Consider the following 23,538-nt stretch of genomic DNA (forward strand, 5'->3'; position numbering starts at 1 on the left):
TTGACCCATGGGACGACGTGACGAAGTCGAGTGCTGGCTGACCGACATGGACGGCGTGCTCGTGCACGAGAACCACGCCCTTCCGGGCGCCGCCGAGCTGCTGCAGCAGTGGGAGGACGCGGGCACTCCGTACCTCGTGCTGACGAACAACTCGATCTTCACGGCGCGCGACCTCTCGGCGCGGCTGCGTTCGAGCGGGCTCAACGTGCCCGAGGACCGCATCTGGACCTCGGCGCTCGCGACGGCCGACTTCCTCAAGCAGCAGCTGCCGGGCGGCTCGGCGTTCGTGATCGGCGAGGCCGGCATCCTCACCGCGCTGCACGACGCCGGCTACATCATGACCGAGACGAATCCCGACTTCGTCGTCGTCGGCGAGACCCGCAACTACTCCTTCGAGGCGATCACCAAGGCGATCCGCCTGATCGACCGCGGGGCGCGCTTCATCGTCACCAACCCCGATGCCACGGGGCCGAGCGTCGACGGGCCGCTGCCCGCGACGGGGGCGATCGCCGCGCTCATCACGAAGGCGACGGGCAAGGAGCCCTACGTCGTGGGCAAGCCGAACCCGATGATGTTCCGCTCGGCGCTCAACAAGATCGGCGCGCACTCCGAGAACACGGCGATGATCGGCGACCGCATGGACACCGACATCGTCGCCGGCATCGAGGCCGGCCTGCACACCGTGCTCGTGCTCACGGGCATCAGCGACCAGGCCGAGATCGAGAAGTACCCGTTCCGGCCCGACGAGATCCTGTCGGGCGTCTCCGAACTCGTCGGCGACCCCGCCGAGACCGAACTCTGACCGCCGCCGTCTCCGAACCGCTTCTCCCGAAGGACAACGCCATGATCGAACTCACCGACATCGACCTCGACGACGACGGGGAGCTCAGCGCCGTCGTCTCCCTGCCCGGCGACCGCCAGGTGGCCGTGCTCTTCGCGCTCGACGACGACGAGCAGCTCGAGACGCCCGTCATGCTCGCGACGGCGCAGCGCGCGCTCACCCCGCTGACGGCCGAGCAGCTCGACCGCCTCGAGAACGAGATCGTGCGCGAGCTCGTCGACTCGGAGTTCGAGGGCGAGGAGGAGTCCGCCGGCGACGGCGACTACGCCCTGCTCGCCGACGAGCTCGAGCTGCAGGGGGCGATCGTCTCGAGCGACGCCACCCTCGTGCTCGTCTACGAGGCGCCGACGCAGTACGCCGGCCTCGTCATCTACGCGCAGCTCGACGAGGACCTCGAGATCGAGGTGCTGAGCGTCGCCGACACCGGCGACGACGAGGACGAGCTCGACGACGACGCGGAGGCGGAGGAAGAGGTCGAGCAGGGCGACTGACGCCCGCCCGACCCCTTCGCACCGGGTCTACGCCGCGAGCGGCGCCTCCTCGGGGTCGGCGTCGAGCCGAGCCCGCACCTCGGGGTCGAGGTCGAGCTCGGCGGCGCCGAGCACCTCCTCGAGCTGCGCGACGCTCGACGGGCCCGCCACCGGGATCACGGGCACCTCGCGCCCGAGCAGCCACGCGAGCGCGACCTGGTTCGGCGTGGCGCCGATGTCGCGGGCGACCTCGCGCAGGAGCGCGATGCGCGCGTGCGTCGTCGGGTGGTTCACCCCGCCCCACAGGTTCTTGTCGCTGCGCGTGAACGCGCCCTGGTGGAGCGGCGAGTACGCGGTCACCGCGAGCGGCGGCCGCCCGTCGACCCCGGTGGATGCCGCGTACGAGAGCAGCTCGGGCGTCACGAAGTTCTGCCGGCCGAGCTTCGGCGCCGGGTACACGTAGCTGTACTGCTGCTGCACGAGCCCGTAGGGCGCGATGCCCTGGCGGATCGCCTCCTCGCGCGCCTCGACGATGCGCCAGAGCGCCACGTTCGAGATGCCGGCGACGCCGACGAGCCCCTCCTCCTGCAGCGCGCCGAAGGCGCCGACCGTCTCGGCGAGCGGGGTGTCGAGGTCGTCGACGTGGCCGTAGACGACGTCGAGGTGGTCGACCCCGAGGTGCTTCGCGCTCTCGCGCGCCTCCCAGTCGATCGTCGACGCGCCGAGCCCCTGGAAGTTCGTCGGCGCGGTGTTCGAGAGCGGCAGCGCCGGGTCGGCCTTCGCGGCGCCGAGCTTCGTGGCGATGCGCAGCCGGTCGCGCCCGCCGCGCGACGCCAGCCAGCGGCCGAGCAGGTCCTCGCTGTCGCGGCCGTACCCGCCGTCCCAGAAGCTGTAGTTGTTCGCGGTGTCGATGAAGGTGCCGCCGGCCTCGACGAAGCGGTCGAGGATCGCGAACGAGGTCGCCTCGTTGATCTTCGTGCCCATCTGCATGGTGCCGAGGCAGATCGTCGAGACGTCGAAGCTCGTGCTGCCGTTGCCGATCGTGCGGTATCGCATGGATGTTCCTCCGTTGGTGTGGGTGACGGTTTCGAGCGTAGGAATCGATCGGCTCGGGCATACACTCCAATCAGCCCACCGTTCACCAGACCAATCGAGAGACCGGATGCCACGCTCCCGCCCCGCACCGGGCCCCGTCCTCGCCTGGGAGACCCTCATCGACCTCGGCTCGGGGCCCGAGCCGCTGCGCGACCGGCTCGAGCGGGCGATCCGCGACGCCGTCACGAGCGGGCGCGCCCCGGCGGGCGCCGCCCTGCCGCCGAGTCGCGGCCTCGCCGAGACGCTCGGCGTGTCGCGCTGGGTCGTCACCGAGGCGTACGGGCAGCTCGTCGCCGAGGGGTTCCTCGAGGCGACGGTCGGCTCGGGCACGCGCGTACCGGCGACCACCGTCGCTTCTGCAGGAGATCTGACGCGAGGCGGGCCTGCAGCCGACCATGGAGCCCATTCTCCTGCAGAAGCAGCAGCGGGTTCCGGGCTGCGGCCCGAGTACCGGCGACCGCCCTACGACCTCGGGCCGGGCGTCGCCGACCTGCGCCACGCGCCGCGCGCCCGGTGGGCGGCCGCAGTACGGCACGCCCTCGAGACGCTGCCCGACGCCGAGCTGACGGTCGTCGACCGGCTGGGGCATCCCAGCGCCCGGACCGCCGTGGCCGACTATCTCGCCCGCTCGCGCCGGGCGGTCGCCGCGCCGGCCGACGTGGTGATCACGCACAGCGCGACCGACGGCATGACCGCGGTGGTCGCGGGGCTCCGCGCGGCCGGGCACCGATCGATCATCGTCGAGGACCCGAGCTGGTCGCGCCTGCGCGAGGTCGCCGCGGCCGCGGGGCTCACGCCCGTTCCTGTCCCGGTCGACCGCGACGGCATCGACGTCGACCGGCTCGTCGACGCCGCGGCGCGCACGGGCGCGCGTGCCGCGCTCCTCACCCCCGCGCACCAGTTCCCGCTCGGGGCGGCGCTGTCGCCGGCCCGGCGCGAGGCCGTGGTGCGCTGGGCCCGCGTGGTCGACGGCGTGCTCATCGAGGACGACTACGACGCCGAGTTCCGCTACGACCGTCGGCCCATCGCCGCGTTGCAGAGCCTCGCGCCCGAGCACGTCGTGCTCGTCGGCTCGCTCTCGAAGTCGATGGCGCAGGCCTACGGGCTCGGCTGGGCGCTCGCCCCGGCGACGCTCCGCGAGCGCGTGCGACTCGCGGAGCGGCCACGGCCCTCGACGCTCGAGCAGGCGGCGCTCGCGCGATTCATCGAGTCGGGCGACCTCGAGCGGCACCTGCGGGCGGCGCGCGGCCGGTTCAAGCGACGCCGGGCCGCCCTGCTGGCCGCGTTCGGGCGGGAGCTGCCCGAGTTCGAGGTCACGGGCATCGCGGCGGGCATGCACGCGGTGCTCGCGCTGCCGCCCGGGATGCGGGCGGCCGAGGTGTCGGCGGCGGCCGCCGTGCACGGCGTCGCGGTCTCCGACCTCACGCGCTACCGGGCGACGAGCGCACAGGCCCTCCCCGAGGCGCTCGTCGTCGGCTACGGCAACCTCTCGGACGCCCTCGTCGACGAGGCCGTCGCGCGGCTCGCCCGGGTCATCCGGTCGCTCGGGTGAGCGAGGGCGCGGCGCGTTTCGGTGTCCGCCGCGCTCAGCCGCCGAACGTCGTCCAGAACGTGCCGCGCGCCTTGCCGCGCTCGACCTCGAGCATGCCGTCGGAGGCCTCGCGGTCGCGCCCACGGATCTTCTCGGATCCGCGCCGCAGCGAGAACGCCCATTGCGTCACGACCCAGGCCACGACGACGAGGCCGATGAAGACCCATCCGGTCCAGTCCATGATGCCGCCTCTCCGTCGAAGTCCTCCGACGCTACCGCGCGGGCGGCCCGCTCACGGGCGTTCTCGGGTGATTCACGGCCCGTCGTGCGGATGGGCCTCGGGGGCACGGCTGCGCGCCCGCTCCGACTCGCGCCCGCGTGCGAAGGCCCACCGGGCGGCCGGCCAGATCACGAACGAACAACACGCCGACGCCGACCCAGAAGGTGAACTCCATGGCGATCACCCCTCTCGCGCCACGGTACTCCGGCCCAACGGCGACGACAACGAGGAATCCTCGCTACGCCTCCGGCCGTCAGGGCGTGAGCTCGTACTCCTGCGCCCGGTCCCACGGCTCGGCCCAGCCGAGCCGGTCGAGCATGCGGTCGAGCACCAGGGCCGTGAACCCCCAGACGAGGTGCCGCCGACCGCCGACCGTCGGCACGAAGCCCGGGCCGCGCCATTCGTCGCCGTCGCGGCGCGCCACGGTCGTGTACCGGTTGGCCGGGTCGACGAGGTCGGCGACCGGCGTGCGGAACACCGCCGACGACTCCGCGACGTCGACCACCCCGACCGGCGACGGGGCGCGCCACCAGCCGAGCACGGGAGTCACGAGGTGCCCCGAGTACGGCACCGGGATCGACGGCAGCGCACCGAGCACCTCGACGCCGTCGGTGTCGAGCCCGGTCTCCTCGCGGGCCTCGCGGAGCGCCGCGTCGACGGGCCCGCGATCGCCGGGATCGACCCGCCCTCCGGGGAACGCCACCTGGCCGGCGTGCGAGCGCAGCGTCTCGGCGCGGGCGAGCAGCAGCACGTCGAGGTCGCGCGAGACCGCGCGGTCCTGCGCGGCGTGATCGCTCGGCAGGTCGTCGAGCACACCGAACAGGATCAGCACGGCCGCGTCGCGGAACTCGACGTCGCCGAACCGCTCGTCGTTCGGCCAGTCGGCGAAGAGCTCGGCGTCGCGCGCGAGCGCCTCGAGCTCCACGCGGGCGGCTCCGACTCCGGCAGGTGCAGTCACCCTCCCGAGGCTACCCCTCGGCGTGCGGAGCGAGGTGCCCAGTCAGGCGAGATTCGCGACGGCCGTCTCGACGTGGCTCCAGAACCGCTCGACGTCGAGTTCGACGGCGACGTGGGCGTTGGGCTCGCGGCGGAGCATCCCGTCGAAGTCGACGCTCGTCGCGCCGAGCGTCTCGGTGCCCGCCAGCTCGATGTCGAGCCGGGTGCGCCGGAGCGTCACGATGTCGGGGGCGACCAGCACCGCGACCGCGACCGGGTCGTGCAGCGGCCCCTCGGGCATGCCGAAGACCTCGTCGTTCGTACGGCAGAAGAATTCGAGCAGCTCCTCGCCGAACGCGGCGGTGCGCGAACCGATCGCCGCGAGACGGTCGCGCACGCCCTGCGTCACGAGCGCCCGGTGGGTGACGTTGAGGCCGACCATCGTGAAGTCGACGCCGCTCCGCACCACGAGGTCGAGCGCGTGCGGGTCGACCCAGGCGTTGAACTCGGCGTACGGGGTCGCGTTGCCCCGCTCGGTCGATCCGCCCATCCAGACGATCCGGTCGATGCGCGACGACACCTCGGGGCGGTCGCGCAGCAGGATCGCCACGTTCGTGAGCGGACCCGTCGCGATGATCGCGACCGGCACCTCGGCGGCGAGCAGCGTGTCGGCGATGAGCTCGGTCGCCCCGCGGGGGTCGAGCGGCACCGTCGGCTCGGGCAGCTCGGGCCCGCCGAGCCCGTTCTCCCCGTGGATCCACTCGGCCGTCTCGAGTTCGCGCTCGAGCGGCGCGGCGGCGCCCGCCGCGACCGGCACGCCCGTGACGCCGGCGACGGTGAGCGCGACGCGGGCGTTGCGGCTCGTGTGCTCGAGCGCGACATTGCCGCCGACGGTGGTCACCGCCCGAAGATCGAGAGCCGGATGCCCCGCGGCCAGCCACAGCGCGAAGACGTCGTCGTGTCCGGGGTCGCAGTCGATGATCACGGGCAGGGTCATGCGGGTGGCGCTCCTTCGTCGATCCGCGCGGCGGCGAGGATCGCCGAGCGGGTGGCGTACGAGTCGACCGTGCCGCGCGCCTGCACGGCGAGGGCGCCCGCCGCGACGGCGATGCGCATCGACTCGGCGAGGCCGCGCCCCTCGGCGAGGAACGCCGCGAGCGTGCCCGTGAAGCAGTCGCCCGCACCGGTCGTGTCGACGGCCACGACCTCGGGTGCCGCCTCGGCCCAGTCGCCCTCGGGCGACGCCGCGACCGCGCCGGCCCCGCCGAGCGTCACGACCACCGAGCGGGCGACCCGGCCGACCGCGGCGGCGGCGTGCGCGCGCCACTCGTCGAGCGAGGCACCGGCCGCGACCTCCGCGCCGATGCCGACCGCCCGCGCCTCGTGCTCGTTGACGACGAGCGGATCGCACATCGCGAGCGCCGCCGCGGAGACGTCGGCCGGCGGCGCGAGGTTCACGACGAGGCGCACGCCGAGCGCCTCGCAGTGCTCGGCGAGCCGCTCGATCGTCGCGACCGGCAGTTCGCCCTGGGTGAGCACGAGCGCGGCCGCGGCGAGGCGCGCACGCTCGGTGTCGAGGGCGCCCGGGTCGAGCGCGAGGTTCGCGCCGCCCGTGACGATGACCGTGTTCTCGCCCGAGTCGGCGACGGTGACCTGCGCGACGCCGGTCGGGGCATCCGCGACCCGCCCGATGCCCTCGGTCGCGAGGCCGAAGCCATCGAGCGCACCGAGCGCGAGCGAGGCGTTGGCGTCGTCGCCGACGCGGGCGACGAGATCGACGTCTGCGCCGGCCAGGTGGGCCGCCACGGCCTGGTTCGCACCCTTGCCGCCGAGGGCGGTGCGGAAGGCGCGCGACGTCACGGTCTCGCCGGGCTCGGGGAACCGCTCGACGTAGCTGGTGGCGTCGACGTTCAGCGAGCCGACGACGACGACCGCGCCGCGTGCCAACTCAGGCCGCCGGACCCGGGCCCGCGATGCTCGCCGTCAACGGCTCGCCGCCCGAGCGATTGGCGAAGCAGTAGTAGTCGCGCGCGCCGGCATCCCACTGGGCGGCCTCGGCGGGGTAGGAGGCCTGGACCTGCAGGTCGTCCATGCCCGAGGCCGCGGCCACGTCGATGACGCCGGCGGCGGTGCACAGGAGGTTCATCTGCGTGGCGAGCTCCGCCTCGCCCGGGTACGGCGCTGCGGCGTCGCCCGGAAGCGTGCCGCGGTAGACGAGCTGCGCGGCGTGCGGGGTGGCGCAGTCGACGACCGTGTACTCCTCCTGCCAGGCGTCGGTGAACGGCTCGAGGCACTCGCCGCCGAAGAGGGTGTCCCAGGCGTGCACGCCTGCCGGCTGCGGGGCGGTGGGCGCCGGGGGCGGCGTCTCGCTCGCGCTGGCCGACGGGGAGCCGCTCGGTGCCTCGGCGGCGCTGCCCTTCGTGAAGGTCGTGCCGAGGAAGAACAGTCCGACGAGCACGAGCAGGGCGACGAGGCCGCCCGCGATCCAGACGAGGGGGCGGATGCCGCCCTTGTTGCCGCTGCCGTTGCCGTTGCCGGGGCCGGAGGAGCCGCTGCCGGAGCCGTTGCCCGGGCCGGACGGACCGCGGCCGCCCTGGCCGCCGCCCGCGCTGCCGCCCGGGAAGCCTCCGTTCGAGCCGGAGCCGGCCGCGAAGCCGCCGGCACCGGCACCGGCACCGGCCGCGCCGCCCATGCCGCCCGCGGCACCCGCGCCGCCGGCGCCGCCAGCGGCGAAGAGCTGCGCGGTGGCGCCCGTCTGCAGCAGCGCCGTCGCCGGGTAGGCCTCGGCCGGTCGGCCCGCGGAGGGGTCGACGAGACGGAGCGGGCCCGTCGCCGTCACGCTGCCGAACAGCGCGGCGAGGCCGTCGTCGGCCTGATCGTCGGACTCGGGGGCGTCGCCGAAGGGCTGGTCGCCGAGCACCCGCTCCGCCGACCAGGGGTCGGGGTCGGCGCCGAAGGGGTCGGCGCCGAAGGGCTCGGTTCCGGGCTCAGGCCCGGCGACGGGCTCGGCGTCGAACTGCGGTTCGAACTCCGCGGTGCGCGGGGCGAACGCGTCGAAGAACTGGTCGTCGCTCGTGATCTCCGCGGATTCGACCGCGAGGTCGGGCGCCGGCTCGAGCTCGGGCTCGGCCTCGGGAGCGAACCGGACGAGCGAGCCGAGGCCGCTGCTCATCGGCTCGTCGTCGACGACGGCGGTCGCGCCGCTCGCCGGCGCACCGCCGGCGAGGATCGCCGACACCGACCCCGGCGACTCTGCGCGGGGATCCTCGGCGTTCGGATCGGGCCGGAGATTCCAGAGGTAGCCGACCTCGTCGGAGGCGTCGTCGTCCTCGTCGCCCGCGTACTCGTCGTCGGCGTCGACGGGGTCGAGCTGCGCGACCCGTCGCTCGTTCCAGAACGGAGCGCGGCGCGCCGGCAGCTCGTCGCGGTCGTCGGCGGCGTCGCGGTGATCGTCGCCCTGGTCGTCGAAGACCAGGCCGAGGCGGTCGAGGCCGTCGGTCTCGGTGGACACGGCCGGGACGTCGACGCCGGCGGACGTACCCGTGAACGCTGCGGATGCCGCGGCGGGCTCGGGCGCGACGGCACCTCCGCCGAGCGCGGCGAGCAGGTCGTCGACCGGCGGGACCGACCCGAACGGCGTCGGCTCGGGCCGGGGCGCCGCAGTGGCGAACGCGGGGAACGGGGCTCGCGGCGCAGCGAGCATCCCCTCGGCCTCGTGGTCGCGCTGGACCGGCAGCGCAGCGGTCGCGGGGTCGGATGCCTCGGCATCACGCCCATGGAACGCCTGCGCCTCGACGACCGGCTCGACGACCGGGCGTCGCTCGGCCCGCGGGGTCCATTCGAGCTCCTCGGCGAAGGCGTCGAAGCGGCTCGAACGGCGGGCGACGGGCTCGGGAGCCTCGAACGGCTCGGGAGTCTCGGGGTGACGGGCGGGGGTCACGACCGCCTCCGCGGCCTCGACGGGTGCCTGCGGCGGCTCGACGGCGGCGGCGGCGAACGCGGCCGGGACTGCTGCGGACGGGTACTCGGGGGCCGGCGCCTCGGGACGCGCGGTGGCGAAGTCGGTCCACGCACGACCCGGCGTCCATGACGGGGTCGCGGGCTCGGGGTCGACGACCGCGGCCGAGCCTGCGGGGACCGCCGGGGCCGCCGCGACGGGCGGCTCGGGCGTCACCGGCGCCGCGGGTGCGAAGGCCGCGGGCTGAGCGGGTGCGAAGGCCGCGGGCTGAGCGGGCTCGGGCGTCACCTGCGCTGCCGGCGTGAAGGCCGTCGGCTGAACCGGAGCGGCCTCGGACGCGGGCTCGGGCTCATTGAGCGCCGCCCAGAGCTCGTCGTCGTAGCTCGCCGTGCGCGGCGCGGGCGCCTCGCCCCACCCTGCGGGCGCCTCGGGCGGCGCGGTCGGGTGCGGCTGCTGGATCGGGATGCCGCCCACCGGGGTGAACGAGCTCCGCGCGACCGCGGGCGCGGAGAATCCGGCGAACCGGCCGTCGTCGGCGGGAGCCGGCCCGGCGGAGGCCGGATCGGGAGCGAACGACTCGGCGACAGGTGCCTGCGGAGCGGCCGCTGGGGCCGACTCGTCGGCCGGCAGCCCGATCGAGGCGGAGCTGTCGGAGAGCTGCTGGAAGGCCGCACGCAGCGCGGCCTCCGACTCGAGCTCCTGGTCGCCCCAGGTGAGCGCGAACGATGCGGTCGGCGTGACCGGTCCGGGCGGTGCGACCGGCGCGGTCGGCTCGACGGACGCGGCGGGCGTCGTCGGTGCGGGCGGCGACGCCTGCTGGTACTGCCAGGCCGCGGGCTCGGCGGGCGCCATCGGGCTCGCGTCGACGACGGGGGGAACCGGCGCGGGCGCGGCGGGAGCGCCGCCGACGGGCGGCTCGACCTCGGTCAGGCGCACGGTCGGTGCGGGCGGTGCGACGGTGAACGGCGGGGTCCAGGCCGGGAGGCCGGATGCGGCGGGTGGCAACGGGGTCGCACCCGGCGCGGTCGCGCCCGGAAGCACACCTGCGGCTCCGGCGACCGCACTCGCGGCCCCGGCCGAAGCCGAGCCGGCACCGGTCGCGAACCCGGCGTCGCCCCACGGCGCCGGCTGAGCCGGCGCCTGCGGCGGAAGCGAGTGAGCGGCCGGTGCGTCGGGGGCCATCGACGGCGGCTGGCCGGGCTCGCCGATGATGGGGAGCGCCCGGGTGGCCGTGTCGTCGCGCGCGGGCGGCTCGGCGAGCGAGAACCAGTCGAGCACCTCCTCGTGCCGCGAGGCACGTGCCGGGCCGACGGGCGGGGCGACCGGCGCGGCGGGCGGCGGGGACGCCGGGGCGGCGAACGGCGAGGCAGGGGCGGCGGGGGCGGCGGGCGCCGCGAACGCCGAGGGTGCCTGCGGCTGGGACTGCGGCGGGGACGCCTGCGGCGCGGAGCCCGTGGCTCCGCCGCCCGCGAGCTGCGCGAGCAGCCAGTCGGCTCCGTCGTCGAATCCCTGCCGCTCGCTCATCAGGCCAGGCCCAGGTCTTCCAGGCCGATCGCGTAGAGGTAGGGCACGCCCTCGGCCTCGATGACCTCACGGGCACCGGTCGCACGGTCGACGACGACCGCGACCGCCACGACCTCGGCGCCGACCTTGCGCAGCGCTTCGATGGCCTTGATGGGCGAGCCGCCGGTGGTCGAGGTGTCCTCGAGCACGATCACGCGCTTGCCGGCGAGGTCGGGGCCCTCGACCTGCTTGCCGCGGCCGTGGTCCTTCGGCTCCTTGCGCACGACGAAGGCGTCGTACTCGAGGCCGCGGGCGGCACCCTGATGCAGGATCGCGGAGGCGATGGGGTCGGCACCCATCGTGAGGCCGCCGACGGCGGCGACATCGGGGATGTCGGCGATGACGTCGAGCATGACCTGCCCGATGAGCGGTGCGACGCGGTGGTCGAGGCTGACCTTGCGCAGGTCGACGTAGTACGTCGCCTTCTTGCCGCTCGTCAGCGTGAAGTCGCCGTGGAAGACGGCGTCGGCGGAGATGTAGTCGATGAGCCTGCGGCGGGCGTCGGAGTCGTGCGTGGTCACCCGCAATACTTTACGGCCCACCTGCCTGTGAGGAAGGGGTGGAGTCCTCGGCCTCCTCGTCCGAGGTCCGCTCCGAGTCGTCACGGGTGCGCTTGTCGTCCCGTACCTCGCGGCCTCGGCGCCGGCGCTCTCCCCACAGCGAGCGCGGCGTCCCCGGGACGAGTCGCGCCCAGAACGGCGGCTCCTTCTCCTCGGTGAGCGCGGCCGGCACGTCGATGTGGAAGTCGGCGAGTTCCTCGGCGCCGTGGTGGACGACCCGGTAGAGCGCAGTGCCGATCAGCACGCCGAGTGCGATCGACATGACCGCGGTCAACGCCGTCGCGAAGTCCTCGACGCCCTGGGCGGTGCCGACCGCCTCGGTGAGCCCGACGAGCCCCGCAGCGCCCGGCACCAGCAGCCAGAATCCGGGCAGGAACGTGAGCTGCGACGGCGCGCCGTGCGGCAGCGAGGCGATCCACAGCACGACCGGGGTCATCGCGAGCGCGCCGACGAAGCCGCTCACGGTCGAGCCGACGAGTGCCGTGCCGACCGCCTGTCCCGCGTAGGCGACCACGAGCACGAGCAGCACCCAGCCGAATGTGCGGCGGGGCGCCGAGAAGTGCAGGTAGTTGCCGATCGCGAACAGCAGGACGCCGAGGAGCGCCACCCACCAGGGGAACGGGGCCGATGCGTCGAGTGCCGCGTAGCTCGAGCTCGCGACGCCGACCACGGTGCCCGCGGCGAGGATGCCGAACGCGAGCAGGGCGAGTTGCACGAGCCCGAACACGAGCCGGGATGCGCCCGAGAGCATCTGGCCGACGGCGAGTTCCGCGACCGCGGTCGTGAGCACCCCCCCGGGCAGGAACGTCGCGAGCGGTGCGATGAGGAGCCTGATCGGATCGCCGATCTCGACGTAGGGGGCGATGAGGAACACGGCGAGCGCGCAGGCGAAGGCGGCGAAGACCGGGAACACGAGCTGCAGGGTCGGCGAGCGGACGAGCTTCGCGAGGCCGACGAAGGCGCCGAGGCCGAACGCGATGAGGGCGCCCTGCCACGTCGGCGTGAGGAGCAGCGCGAGGCCCGTCACGAGGATCGCGTGCCCGAGGGTGCGCACGAACCAGCCGCGGCGCGGCTTCATGGCGCCGATCTCGTTCAGCCGGTGGATGCCGTCGAGCGGCGAGATCCCCGCCCGCTCCGCCGTGGCGATGAGCGTGTAGAGCTCGGCGATCTGGTCGAACCGGAACGACGCGTTGATCGCCGACCGCACCGCGACATGGCCCTCCTTGCCGCCGCCGGTCTGCACGAGGATGACGGTCGGCAGGACGACGACGTCGGTGTCCTCGCGGCCGTACGCGCGGGAGACGCGCACGAGCGTCGAGTGGATGACGTCGACCGACTCCGCCGCCGCGTTCATGCCCTCCGCGAGCCCCAGCAGGAAGCTGCGGAGGATGTCGCGATCGACCGCGTCGCCGTCGGCCATCGGGACCGCCTCAGACCACCACGAACGAGAGCAGCACGCCGACGATCATCGCCGAGACGACGTAGACCAGGTTCGGGAGCTGGAACGAGTGGTCGAACACGAACTTGCCGAGCTTCGTCGTGCCCGTCTGGTCGAACGCGGCCGTCGCGACCTGCGACCCGTTGGCCGGCAGCGTGTACATGCCCATCGCCGACGGCCAGAGGCCGACGATGAGCGACGCCGGCAGGCCGATCGCGAGGCCGATCGGCACGATCGCGTTCGTCGCGCTCGACTGGCTCGTCGTGAGCATCGCGACGAGGAAGAGCGCGAGTGCGAACAGGAGCGCCCCGACGAACGCACTCGAACCCTCGACGAGCGATCCGAGTCCGTCGACGATGAGCTGGTTGTTGTACGCGACGAAGGTGTTCGCGAGCCACGCGATGCCGAAGAGGGCGAACGCCCCGACCATGCCGGCGGGGAAGGTCGACTGCTTCGGCACATCGGCCGACTTGACCTTGCAGAGCACGAAGATGAGGGCCGCGATGACGCCCATCGTGACCTCGATGATGACGGTCACCGAGACGCGCACGGGGTCGCCGTTGTCGTCGGTGCCGACGATCGGGCGGATGCCCTCGAAGAGCCCCATGAGCACGATGAACCCGACGCCGGCGAGGAAGATCGAGGCCGACAGCACGGCGGTGCGCGGCAGCTTCTTGCTCGTCACGTCCTCGGCAGGGGGCTTGATGAGGTGCTCGGCGAGGCGGCGCTGGTACTCGGGGTCGTCCTCGAGGTTCTTGCCGTGCCGCACCATGAGCAGCGACGCCAGGAAGAGGCCGACGATCGAGGCCGGCCACATGATGAGCAGCACCTGCCCGAGGTCGACGCCGCTCGGCGCCAGCAGCACGACGAGCGACGCCGTCGCGGCGGAGACCGGGCTGCAGAGGATGCCGACCTGCGAGGCCACGGCGGAGACCGACAGCGCCCGCTCGGGGCGGATCTTCTGGTGGTACGAGACGTCGTAGATGACGGGCAGCAGCGGGTAGAAGATGTTGCCCGTGCCGGCGCCCACCGTGAAGAGGAACGACATCGCGGGGGCGAGGAAGACGACGCTCTTCGGCCTCGACTTGATCGCCTTCGCCGCGACGGAGACCATCCAGTCGATGCCGCCGGCCGCTTGCATGACGGACGCGGCCGTGATGACCGTGAGCACGATGAAGACCGCGTCGACGGGGGCGTTGCCCGGCGGGGTCTGGAACCCGAAGATCAGGACGGCGACGCCGACGAGCCCCCAGACGCCGAGGCCGATCCCGCTCGTGCGGGTGCCCATGTAGATCGCCAGGATGACGACCAGCAGCTGGGCGAAGAGGATCCAGACGTTGTCGTTCACGCGCTCGGCCCCTTCACGATCGGCCCGGTGCCCTCGAGCACCCGGACGGGAAGCGGCGTCTCGACGATCCGGCCGTCGATCGCCTCGACCCGGAGGGCGAGCGCGGGGTCGACGGGGCTGATCGCCGTCACGAAGTCCTGGTTCTCGAAGTGGAGCGACTGCAGGTTGCCGACGGCGTAGCCGGTCGCGAGCTCGCCGCTCTGCAGCGCGGCGTGGAAGATCGGCTGCCGCTGGTCCTCCGCGTCGTAGTGGGGGCAGAAGCTGCCGTGCAGGAAGCCGAGCCCCTCGGGCAGCACCTGCAGGGTCGGCCCGTAGCTGTCGGTCGTGCCGCCCTCGAACCAGCAGATGCCGCCGGCCGAACCGCCCGTGAACACGACGTTCGAGCTCGGGTCCTCCCACATCTCGCGCATGATCTCGTCGAGGCCCTGTCGCTTCCACACGTCGAGCATGTTCGCCGTGTTGCCGCCGCCGACGTGGATGACGTCGAAGCCCTTCACGAAGCCCGCGAGGTCGTCGAGGTCGCGATGGAAGAGCGTGAGGTGGTGCGGTGCGCACCGATCGGAGTCGTAGGTCTTGTAGAAGCTCAGCGTGTAGGCCTGCTCGTCACCCGTCGCGGTGCCGACGAACAGCACCCGGGGGCGCTCCTTGCCCGTGAGCTCCAGGATGTAGTCGTGCGTCGGGTCGGCCCGTCGCTCCATCATGACCTTGCCGGCCCCGGTCGCCACCACGTGCGCCATCGTTCCCCCCTCGACCGATGTACCCCTCGCGGTCACGCTATCGGTCGGCGAGGAACGGTGTCGAGAGGCGCGTCAGCCGTGTCGTCGCGGTCGGGTCACGGCGCCGGCGCGCCGGCCGCGGGGCATCGCGATCCCCCCAGGCTCATCTCGATGCGCTCGTCGACCGGACACGACGGCACAGAGGAAGGGCCGCCCCGCGGGGTGTCCCTCCCCCGCGCGGCGGCCCTTTCAGAGGGCCGCGCCTCGCGGTCGGAGGGTGTCCCTCCCCCGCGCGGCGGCCCTGCAGTCCCGGAGAACGGACCTCCGGGGATTCGCGGCACTCAGACGGTGCGCGCGAACGTCTCTCGCGGCTGGCGGCGGTAGCCGTCACGAGCGGTGACGACGATCGCGCCGGCGACGGCGGCGACGGAAACAGTTCCGAGAAGCACGATGATGCTGATCACGATGGATCCTTTCGACGAAGACGGTGCGGGCTGGTCGAGCGACTTTGCGCCGTTGCACGTGTTCGACATGCACTATTCTTCCGCGTCGAAACATTCAGCACAAGCTCACGGTCCTACAAGCACGATGTAGCATTACTACATGGATGTCCGCCGCCTCGACCTGCTCCGCGAACTCGCCGAACGGGGTTCGGTGACCGCGGTCGCCGAGGCGACCGGGCGCACCCCGTCCGCGGTCTCGCAACAGCTCAAGGTGCTCGAGCGCGAGGCCGGCATGCCGCTCACCGAGCGCAGCGGCCGCGGCGTCGTGCTGACGAGCGCGGGGCACGCGCTCGCGCGCAGCGCGACCGACGTCGCGATCGCCCTCGAACGCGCGACCTCCCTGTGGGACGAGTTCCGCAACGACCCGAGCGGTGAGGTCACGCTGATGACCTTCCCCACGATCGGCGCGACGGTGCTCCCCGCGGTGCTGAGCGAGCTCTCGCAGGTCGCGGGCCTCGTCGTGAACGCCACCGACCTCGACCCCGAGCTCGCCGAGTTCGCCGACCTCACCGCCGACTACGACATCGTGCTCGCCCACACCATGCCGGGCGTGCTGCCGTGGGGCGGCCGCGGGCTCAGGGCGGTGCCGCTGCTCACCGAGCCGCTCGACATCGGCCTGCCCGCCGATCACCGGCTCTCGGGCCGATCGCACCTCACCCCCGGCGACCTCGTCGACGAGACGTGGCTCGGGGTGCCGCCGGGCTTCCCCTTCGAGCGCATCCTCCATGCGATCGAGCAGCAGACGGGCCGCCGTGTCCAGGTCAGCCAGCGGTTCAGCGACATGCGCATCATCGAGGCCTTCATCGAGGCGGGCCTCGGCATCGCGTTCGTGCCGCGGTTCACGAGCGGCGCCGTTCCCGACTCGATCGTGCTGAAGCCGCTCCGCGGCGTGGCATCCTCTCGCCAGATCGTCGCCCTCGTGCGCCCCGACGTCGCCGAGCGCCTCGCCGTGCGCACCGTGCTCGACGTGCTGGTCTCGCAGTCCGCACGACTCGAGCGCGAGCACCTGGCCGACTGAACGGCGCTCGCCCGCGCCCGGTGCCCGCCGTGGCCGACGACGGCCACGGGGCATCCGCGCTCACCCCCCGGCACCGCGCTCGAGGTCGTACTCGAGCACGAGGCTGCCGGCCGCCGTCGTGTCGAACGCCGTGAGCACGAGGGGGCGCGGCGACTCGAGCTCGCCGAAGAGCCGCTTGCCCGAGCCGAGCAGGAGCGGGTGCACGAACAGCCGGAACCCGTCGACGAGGTCAGCCCGCAGGAGCGAGCGCACGAGGACCCCGCTGCCGAGGATCGCGATGTCGCCCTCCCCCGTTCGCTTCAGGGCGCGCACGCCGTCGGTCGCGTCACCGACCAGCGGTCGCGTGTTCGCCCAGTCGAACGTGGCCGGGCTGCGGGTGGCGACGTGCTTCTCGGTGGCGTTCAGGTGGGCGGCCATCGGGTTCTCGTCGGGTACCGACGGCCAGAACGCCGCCATCTTCTCGTAGGTCTTCCGGCCGAAGAGGTAGGCCGTCGTGCGGCCGAGCCCATCGGCGACGGTGGAGGCGTGGATCGCATCGGCGTAGGGTGCCCCCCAACCGCCGTGCTCGAAGCCGCCCTCGCGGTCCTCGTCCGGCGATCCCAGTCCCTGCATGACTCCATCGACCGAGAGGAACTCGATCGCGATCAATCTGCGCATCAGCTTCTCCTTTCACACTCCATGCTGCTCCGTCGGGCGGCGCAGGGCTTGAAGGAAATCGATCGGCGATGACGAACGACGCACGCTCCGAGGCATCCGCACCCGGCCCCGTCCTGGTGCGGCATCCCGTGCGTCCCGAACTCGCCGGACTCGTGGCGGGCGTCGTGGGCCACCACGAGCTCGTGGACCGCCCGGTGGTCCGTCGGCAGGTCGCCGGGAGCCTCATCCCGCTGGTGCTCTCGTTCGGCACCCCGCTCGACGTGCTCGACCTCTCGGCCGGCGAGGGGCGCGGTCGCCGCACCTCGTTCGTCGCGGGCATCATGCCCGGCCATGCGACGACCTCGTTCGAGCACGAGCAGCACTGCCTGCAGGTCTACCTGACCCCGCTCGGCGTCGTGCGCCTGCTCGGCCTGCCGGGTCGTGAGCTCGCCGCGCGCGTCGTCGATCTCGCCGATGCGGCGCCCGCGTTCGACGACCGGTTCGTCGAGCGGCTGCTCGAGGCCCGCACCTGGCCGCGCCGCTTCGAACTGGTCGATCGGGTGCTGCTCGACCTGCTCGGGCACGGCCGCCCGGTCGAGCCCTTCGTGGGCTGGATGTGGCGGCAGATCGAGCGCTCGGGCGGGCGGGCCAGGATCGGCGAGCTGGTCGAGCAGACCGGGTGGAGCCAGCGCCACGCGACCGCGCGCTTCACCGAGGAGGTCGGCATCCGGCCGAAGACGGCGGCGAGCATCGTCCGGTTCGAGCGCGCCCTCGCCGAGCTGCGGGATCGCCCGGCCGCCGAGGTCGCGGCCGCCGCCGGCTTCGCCGACCAGAGCCATCTCGTGCGCGAGTTCCGCAGGTTCGCCGGATGGACGCCCACCGAGCTGCTCCGCACCGAGCCCACGACCGCCCAGGCCGCCATCGGTTGACGACGCGACGACGAGTCGATCCGGCGACGGGATCCGGCGACGGGATTGGCGATCGGCCACCACCGGCGGGCGCGGGTCGCCGCCGCCGCGAGAGGGGGTCGCCAAAGACCCGCCCGCGCCGCGACCGTCGCGGTAGGCTCCGGCACCATGGCCGATGACGCGATCCTCCTCGACGTGACCGACGGGCTCGCCCGCGTCACCCTCAACCGCCCCGCCCGCCTCAACGCGGTCGACCCCGACGCGATCACCCGCTGGCAGGCGATCGCGCACGAGGTCGCCGAGCGCGACGACATCGGCGCGGTGCTGCTGGATGCCTCGGGGCGGGCGTTCTGCGCGGGCGGCGACGTCGTGGCGATGTCGGAGCTCGCCGCCGCGGGCGGCGACGCCGCGACCGTGATCACGGAGCTCGCCGACCGCATCCATGACGGCCACCTCACGCTCCGCGAGAGCGCCAAGCCGATCGTCGCCGCGGTGCAGGGGCCCGTCGCCGGCGGCGGGCTCGGCTTCATGCTCGTCGCCGACTTCATCGTGGCGAGCGAGCAGGCGACGTTCTCGAGCCGCTACAGCGACATCGGGCTGACGCCCGACTGCGGCGTGAGCACGCTCCTGCCCGAGGCGATCGGCGTGCGCCGCGCGCTCGAGCTCACCCTCACCCCGCGCACGATCACCGCCGGCGAGGCCCTCGGCTGGGGCCTCGTTACCGAGGTCGTGCAGCACGAGGAGGTCGCGGAGCGCGCCCACGCGATCGCGCGTTCCTGGCTCGACGGGGCGACCGGCGCCTTCGGGCAGGCGAAGCGGCTGGTGCGCTCGGGCCTCTCGCGCTCGTTCGCCGACGCGCTCGACGACGAGGCGCGCACGATCGGGGCGGCCTTCGCGACCCCCGAGGCACAGGCCCGCATCGCGGCGTTCGCGCGCCGCTGACGCGGGTCGCCGTCTCATCGGCGCCCCGCGTCAGGACGGCCCGGTAGGGGGTTGGCCGCACCGGAGGGATCGGAGCAGAATCGGGGCGGAGGCCCAGATGCAGGATCCAGCTGACGAGTTCGCGGCGATCGCCGAGGAGATCGCGACCCGCGCGCAGGCGGCGGGCCTCACGGTCGGCGTCGCGGAGTCGCTCACGAGCGGCGCGATCGCGAACTCCCTCGGCGCGGCCCCCGAGGCATCCGAGTGGTTTCGCGGGGGCGTCGTCGCCTACTCGGAATCCGTGAAGCGGCGGGTGCTCGGGGTCGAGGCCGAGCTCGTGGTCTCGGCGCAGTGCGCGAGCGAGCTCGCCACGGGCGTCGCCCGGCTGCTCGACGCCGACGCGGCCGTCGCCGTCACCGGGGTCGGCGGACCCGACCCGGCCGACGGCGAGCCGCCCGGCACCGTCTTCGCCGCCGTCGCCGTGCGCGGCGAGGTGCGCGGCGCGCGCTTCGCGTTCGAGGGCGACCCCGCCCACGTGGTCCACCGCACCGTGGGGGCGGCGCTGGATCTCCTGCGCGCCGCCCTGCCACCCGCCTCCTCCCACCCGGATTCAGGAGAAGGTCCGCTGCTCAGGACGAAATCCGAGAAATCGTCCTGAGCAGCGAACTTCTTCCTGAAACGGTGGGGGCGGGGCGGGTCCGGGCGGGGCCGGGCGGGGCGGGGTCCGGGAGAGTCGCGGGGGCTAGTCGTGCTGCGGGAACCCGAGGTTCAGCCCGCCGTGGCTCGGATCGAGCCAGCGCGAGGTGATCGCCTTCTCCTGCGTGAAGAAGTCGAAGCCACGGGCGCCGTACGCCTTCGCGTCGCCGAACAGCGACGCCTTCCAGCCGCCGAACGAGTGGTAGGCGACCGGCACCGGAATGGGTACGTTGATGCCGACCATGCCGACCGTCACCTCGCGCTGGAACCGCCGGGCAGCGCCGCCGTCGTTCGTGAAGATCGCCGTGCCGTTGCCGTAGGGCGAGTTGTTGATGATCTCGAGCCCGTCCTCGTACCCGTCGACGCGCACGACCGAGAGCACCGGCCCGAAGATCTCGTCGCGGTACACCGACGACGAGGTCGGCACGCGGTCGACGAGGGTCGGCCCGAGCCAGAAGCCGGCCGAGTCGCCGTCGACGACCGGGTCGCGGCCGTCGACCACGAGGCTCGCGCCGTCGGCGGAGGCCACCTCGAGATATCCCGCGACCTTGTCTCGGTGCTCGCGGGTGATCAGCGGGCCCATGTCGCAGCCGCGCGTGCCGTCGCCCGTCGTCAGGCGCGACATCCGCTCGGCCACCTTCGCGACGAACTCGTCGGCGATCGAGTCGACCGCGAGCACCGCCGAGATCGCCATGCAGCGCTCGCCCGCTGAGCCGAAGCCGGCGTTGACGGCGGCGTCGGCCGCGAGGTCGAGGTCGGCGTCGGGCAGCACGAGCATGTGGTTCTTCGCGCCGCCGAGCGCCTGCACCCGCTTGCCGTTGGCGGTCGCCGTCGAGTAGATGTACTGCGCGATGGGCGTCGAGCCGACGAACGAGATGGAGCGCACGGTCGGGTGGTGGAGCAGCGCGTCGACGGCGACCTTGTCGCCGTGCACGACGTTGAGCACGCCGTCGGGCAGGCCCGCCTCCTGCATGAGCCTCGCGAGCCAGACGGCGGCGGACGGATCCTTCTCGGACGGCTTCAGCACGACCGTGTTGCCCGTCGCGATCGCCAGCGGGAAGAACCACAGCGGCACCATCGCCGGGAAGTTGAACGGCGAGATGATGCCGACGACGCCGACCGGCTGGCGCAGCGTGTAGACGTCGATGCCGGTCGACACGTTCTCGCTGTACTCGCCCTTGGTGTAGCCGGGCATGGCGCAGGCGAGCTCGACGACCTCGATGCCGCGCGCGATCTCGCCGGCGGCGTCGCCGAGCACCTTGCCGTGCTCGCTCGTGAGGATCGCGGCGAGCTCGTCGGTGCGCCCGGCGAGGAGCTCGCGGAACCTGAACATCACCTGCTGCCGCTTCGCGATCGAGGTGTCGCGCCACCCCGGGAACGCTCGCGCGGCGGCCTCGACCGCCGCGTCGACGTCCTCGGTCGACGCGAAGTGCACGCGGCGCTGCTCGACGCCGAGTGCGGGGTTGTAGACGGGGCCGCTGCGAGCGGGGTCGCCGGCGACGGATGCCCCGTCGATCCAGTGCTCGATGAAGTCGGTCATGATCTCCTCTTTCCTCGTCGGGGGTTCAGTCGCCGGATGCGGCGACCGCCAGCACGTCGTCGTAGATCGGCATCGCGTCGGCGACCTCCTCGGCCGTCACCACGCACGGCGGCACCACGTGGATGCGGTTGTCCTGGATGAACGGCAGCAGCCCGCGCTCGACGAGCGCCGCCTTGATGCGACCCATCGCCGGGGCGGGCAGCGGTTCGCGGGTCTTGCGGTCGGCGACGAGCTCGATCGCCCAGAAGACGCCCTCGCCCCGCACCTCGCCGATGACGGCGTGCCGCTCGGCGAGCTCCTCGAGGGCGGGCCCGATCGACTCGGCGCCGATCTCGCGCGCATGCTCGACGATGCCCTCGGCGGCCATGGCGTCGAGGGTCGCGACGATCGACGCCATGGCGAGGGGGTGCCCCGAGTAGGTCAGCCCTCCCGGGAAGACCCGTTCGTCGAAGGTCGCCGCGATCTCGTCGGAGATGATGACGCCGCCCGCCGGCACGTAGCCCGAGTTCACGCCCTTCGCGAAGGTGATGAGGTCGGGACGCACGTCGTAGCCGTCGAAGGCGAACCAGCGCCCGGTGCGCCCGAAGCCCGCCATCACCTCGTCGAGGATGAGCAGGATGCCGTGCTTGTCGCAGAGCGCGCGCACGCCGGCGAGGTAACCCGGCGGCGGCACCAGGATGCCGGCCGTGCCGGGGATCGTCTCGAGGAGGACCGCGGCGATCGACGCCGGCCCCTCCGACTCGATCACCCGCGAGAGGTGGCGCAGCGCGCGCTCCGACTCCTCCTCGGGGGTGGCGGCCCAGAACTCCGAGCGGTAGAGGTACGGGCCGAAGAAGTGCACGTGCCCGCGGGCGAACTCGTTCGGCACACGGCGCCAATCACCGGTCGCGACGATCGCCGCGCCCGTGTTGCCGTGGTACGAGCGATAGGTCGAGAGCACCTTGTCGCGCCCCGTGTGCAGTCGGGCCATGCGCACGGCGTTCTCGTTGGCATCCGCGCCGCCGTTCGTGAAGAACACCTTCCTGAAGCCCGCCGGCGCGCGCGAGGCGATGCGCTTCGCCGCCTCGCCGCGGGCGAGGTTGACCGTCGACGGGGCGATCGTCGTGAGCAGCTCGGCCTGCTCGCGGATCGCGGCGACGACCGAGGGGTGCTGGTGGCCGATGTTGACGTTCACGAGCTGGCTCGAGAAGTCGAGGTACTCGCGGCCGCCGTGGTCCCAGACGCGCGCGCCGCGGCCGCTCGCGACGACGAGCCCCGAGGGGTTCGCCTGCGCCGACCAGGAGTGGAAGACGTGCTCGCGGTCGAGCCGCCGGGCGATGTCGTCGAGGTCTTCGAGGTTCTCGCTCATGGCTTCACTGCCTTTCGCTTTCGATGAAGAAGTCGGATGCCGCGCCGCCGACCGACGACGCGGCATCCTCGCTGCTAGTTGCCGCCCTCTTCGAGGGTGACGTCGATGGGCGACCAGTCGGCGCCGGTGAGGTCGAGGTCCTCGCCCTCGAGCTCCGACAGCGCCTTCTCGATCCACTCGTTCGACCAGGCGGTCGCGGGCGGCTCCTCGGTGATGAGGTGGTCGCCCGCCTCGTTCACCGCGGCGAGCGCGCCGGCGACGGTCTTGTCCCAGGCGGCCTCGTCGATCATGCCGATGCCGTCGTCGGAGGGCCAGATGAGCTTGTTGGTCTCGTTCACCATCCAGAGCTCGTGGCTCGGGCCCCAGCCCGACCCGGCGGCGATCGTGATGTCGGCCGCATCCTCAGGGTTGGCCGCGGCGAACGCCCAGCCCTTGATGACGGCCTTCAGGAACTTGACCGTCGTCTCCTGGTAGTCGGCGTCGCTCTCGAGGCGTTCCGTGTCGGCCCAGATCGCGTCCTGCAGCATGGCGCCCTCGGTGTCCTCGTACGAGATCACGTTGAAGTCCTCGGGCTGGTAGAGCTCGCCGGTGTCGGGGTTCGGCGTCTCGAGCAGCTGCGCGTACTCGTTGTAGGTCATCGCCTGGGCCGCGTCGATGTCGCCCTGCAGGAACGCGTTCATGTTGAAGTCCTGCGTGATGATCTCGACGGTGGTCGAGTCGAGTCCCTCCGCGGCCATCGCCGCGAAGATCTCCCACTCGTTCCCGAAGCCCCACGAGCCGATCTTCTTGCCCTCGAAGTCGGCGACCTCCTCGATGCCCGAGTCGGCCCACGAGACCTGCAGGGTGCCCGAGCGCTGGAAGATCTGGGCGATGTCGGTGAGGTTCGCGCCCTGTTCGATCGAGCCGAGCACCTTCGGCACCCACGCGATCGCGTAGTCGACGTCGCCGTTGGCGAGCGCGTCCTGCGGCACGATGTCGCCGCCCGAGGGGATGATCTCGACGTCCAGGCCCTCCTCTTCGAAGAAGCCCTGGTCGGCGGCGGCGAAGTACCCGGCGAACTGCCCCTGCGGGAGCCACTGGAGCTGGAGCTTCACCGGGGTGAGCTCGCCGTCGGCGGAGTCGCCGCCCGAGCCGCCCGAGTCGCCGGACGAGCAGGCGGCGAGGATGAGCGCGGCCGTGACGGCGAACGCTCCGGCCGCGAGTCCGCGGCGTGTGCTGTGCTTCATGTCGGT

At 73.0% G+C, this 23,538-nt stretch carries 22 protein-coding genes; 7 read left to right on the top strand and 15 right to left on the bottom strand.

The features are described from left to right. The first annotated feature begins 7 nt into the window (after positions 1 to 7). Entirely contained in the window at positions 8 to 802 is a 795-nt protein-coding gene (locus ACFVSL_RS11760) for an HAD-IIA family hydrolase (protein WP_386941161.1), read from the top strand. 41 nt (positions 803 to 843) lie between these two features. Next, entirely contained in the window at positions 844 to 1,332 is a 489-nt protein-coding gene (locus ACFVSL_RS11765; protein ID WP_386941162.1) for a hypothetical protein, read from the top strand. 27 nt (positions 1,333 to 1,359) lie between these two features. Here the strand turns inward: ACFVSL_RS11765 and ACFVSL_RS11770 are convergent, their stop codons facing one another. Continuing rightward, positions 1,360 to 2,367: an aldo/keto reductase gene (locus tag ACFVSL_RS11770; protein ID WP_386941163.1), complete on the bottom strand. Its 1,008-nt coding sequence runs from the start codon at positions 2,365 to 2,367 to the stop codon at positions 1,360 to 1,362. A 106-nt stretch (positions 2,368 to 2,473) separates the two neighbouring features. Between ACFVSL_RS11770 and ACFVSL_RS11775 the strand changes: the two genes are divergently transcribed. Then, positions 2,474 to 3,958 (top strand): PLP-dependent aminotransferase family protein, encoded by a 1,485-nt coding sequence (locus ACFVSL_RS11775; RefSeq protein ID WP_386941164.1) that lies wholly within the window; start codon positions 2,474 to 2,476, stop codon positions 3,956 to 3,958. A 34-nt stretch (positions 3,959 to 3,992) separates the two neighbouring features. Here the strand turns inward: ACFVSL_RS11775 and ACFVSL_RS11780 are convergent, their stop codons facing one another. The 10 genes from ACFVSL_RS11780 to ACFVSL_RS11825 form a co-directional block, all read right to left on the bottom strand. Further along, on the bottom strand, positions 3,993 to 4,178 hold the full coding sequence (locus ACFVSL_RS11780) for a hypothetical protein (RefSeq protein WP_386941165.1): 186 nt from the start codon (positions 4,176 to 4,178) through the stop codon (positions 3,993 to 3,995). 292 nt (positions 4,179 to 4,470) lie between these two features. Continuing rightward, positions 4,471 to 5,175, bottom strand: a complete 705-nt coding sequence (locus tag ACFVSL_RS11785) for an NUDIX hydrolase (RefSeq protein WP_386941166.1) — start codon at positions 5,173 to 5,175, stop codon at positions 4,471 to 4,473. A gap of 42 nt (positions 5,176 to 5,217) precedes the next feature. After that, positions 5,218 to 6,150, bottom strand: a complete 933-nt coding sequence (locus ACFVSL_RS11790) for a nucleoside hydrolase (protein ID WP_386941167.1) — start codon at positions 6,148 to 6,150, stop codon at positions 5,218 to 5,220. After that, positions 6,147 to 7,100: a ribokinase gene (locus ACFVSL_RS11795; protein ID WP_386941168.1), complete on the bottom strand. Its 954-nt coding sequence runs from the start codon at positions 7,098 to 7,100 to the stop codon at positions 6,147 to 6,149. Before ACFVSL_RS11795 ends, ACFVSL_RS11790 begins: the two co-directional genes overlap by 4 nt. Position 7,101: 1 nt before the next feature. Beyond that, positions 7,102 to 10,635 carry a septum formation family protein gene (locus ACFVSL_RS11800; protein ID WP_386941169.1) on the bottom strand — a complete coding sequence of 1,178 codons (3,534 nt, stop codon included), beginning with the start codon at positions 10,633 to 10,635 and terminating at the stop codon, positions 7,102 to 7,104. Next, complete coding sequence (gene pyrE / locus ACFVSL_RS11805; RefSeq protein WP_386941170.1) at positions 10,635 to 11,195, bottom strand: orotate phosphoribosyltransferase; 561 nt, start codon at positions 11,193 to 11,195, stop codon at positions 10,635 to 10,637. Before pyrE ends, ACFVSL_RS11800 begins: the two co-directional genes overlap by 1 nt. A gap of 10 nt (positions 11,196 to 11,205) precedes the next feature. Then, positions 11,206 to 12,654 carry a threonine/serine exporter ThrE family protein gene (locus ACFVSL_RS11810; RefSeq protein WP_386941171.1) on the bottom strand — a complete coding sequence of 483 codons (1,449 nt, stop codon included), beginning with the start codon at positions 12,652 to 12,654 and terminating at the stop codon, positions 11,206 to 11,208. 10 nt (positions 12,655 to 12,664) lie between these two features. After that, on the bottom strand, positions 12,665 to 14,020 hold the full coding sequence (locus ACFVSL_RS11815; protein WP_386941172.1) for an anaerobic C4-dicarboxylate transporter family protein: 1,356 nt from the start codon (positions 14,018 to 14,020) through the stop codon (positions 12,665 to 12,667). Further along, positions 14,017 to 14,757: a Type 1 glutamine amidotransferase-like domain-containing protein gene (locus tag ACFVSL_RS11820; RefSeq protein WP_386941173.1), complete on the bottom strand. Its 741-nt coding sequence runs from the start codon at positions 14,755 to 14,757 to the stop codon at positions 14,017 to 14,019. The genes ACFVSL_RS11815 and ACFVSL_RS11820 overlap by 4 nt, the downstream gene beginning before the upstream one ends. A 320-nt stretch (positions 14,758 to 15,077) precedes the next feature. Then, positions 15,078 to 15,200 carry a hypothetical protein gene (locus ACFVSL_RS11825; protein ID WP_281349888.1) on the bottom strand — a complete coding sequence of 41 codons (123 nt, stop codon included), beginning with the start codon at positions 15,198 to 15,200 and terminating at the stop codon, positions 15,078 to 15,080. 139 nt (positions 15,201 to 15,339) lie between these two features. Here ACFVSL_RS11825 and ACFVSL_RS11830 point away from each other — a divergent pair, with 139 nt between their 5' ends. Beyond that, entirely contained in the window at positions 15,340 to 16,257 is a 918-nt protein-coding gene (locus tag ACFVSL_RS11830; RefSeq protein ID WP_386941174.1) for a LysR family transcriptional regulator, read from the top strand. A gap of 60 nt (positions 16,258 to 16,317) precedes the next feature. On the opposite strand, the gene ACFVSL_RS11835 is transcribed toward ACFVSL_RS11830, so the two are convergent. After that, positions 16,318 to 16,914 (bottom strand): dihydrofolate reductase family protein, encoded by a 597-nt coding sequence (locus tag ACFVSL_RS11835; RefSeq protein ID WP_386941175.1) that lies wholly within the window; start codon positions 16,912 to 16,914, stop codon positions 16,318 to 16,320. Between the two features lie 68 nt (positions 16,915 to 16,982). On the opposite strand from ACFVSL_RS11835, the gene ACFVSL_RS11840 reads away from it, so the two are divergent. From ACFVSL_RS11840 to ACFVSL_RS11850, 3 genes are all read left to right on the top strand, one after another. After that, positions 16,983 to 17,822, top strand: a complete 840-nt coding sequence (locus tag ACFVSL_RS11840; protein ID WP_386941176.1) for a helix-turn-helix domain-containing protein — start codon at positions 16,983 to 16,985, stop codon at positions 17,820 to 17,822. Between the two features lie 147 nt (positions 17,823 to 17,969). Further along, positions 17,970 to 18,743, top strand: coding sequence for an enoyl-CoA hydratase/isomerase family protein (locus ACFVSL_RS11845; protein WP_386941177.1), 774 nt, complete (start codon positions 17,970 to 17,972; stop codon positions 18,741 to 18,743). Positions 18,744 to 18,840: 97 nt separating this feature from the next. Next, a complete protein-coding gene (locus ACFVSL_RS11850) occupies positions 18,841 to 19,380 on the top strand; it encodes a CinA family protein (protein ID WP_386941178.1) in 540 nt (179 codons plus the stop codon). Between the two features lie 84 nt (positions 19,381 to 19,464). Here ACFVSL_RS11850 and ACFVSL_RS11855 read toward each other — a convergent pair whose 3' ends face one another. From ACFVSL_RS11855 to ACFVSL_RS11865, 3 genes are all read right to left on the bottom strand, one after another. Then, the gene (locus ACFVSL_RS11855) at positions 19,465 to 20,958 is read right to left on the bottom strand and encodes a CoA-acylating methylmalonate-semialdehyde dehydrogenase (protein WP_386941179.1); all 1,494 of its coding nucleotides are present in this window, start codon (positions 20,956 to 20,958) and stop codon (positions 19,465 to 19,467) included. 25 nt (positions 20,959 to 20,983) lie between these two features. After that, entirely contained in the window at positions 20,984 to 22,306 is a 1,323-nt protein-coding gene (locus tag ACFVSL_RS11860; RefSeq protein WP_386941180.1) for an aspartate aminotransferase family protein, read from the bottom strand. 74 nt (positions 22,307 to 22,380) lie between these two features. Beyond that, positions 22,381 to 23,532 (bottom strand): ABC transporter substrate-binding protein, encoded by a 1,152-nt coding sequence (locus ACFVSL_RS11865; RefSeq protein ID WP_386941181.1) that lies wholly within the window; start codon positions 23,530 to 23,532, stop codon positions 22,381 to 22,383. Positions 23,533 to 23,538 lie beyond the last annotated feature (6 nt).

The organism is Agromyces sp. NPDC058064 (assembly GCF_042885275.1).
In the GTDB taxonomy this organism is placed as follows: domain Bacteria; phylum Actinomycetota; class Actinomycetes; order Actinomycetales; family Microbacteriaceae; genus Agromyces.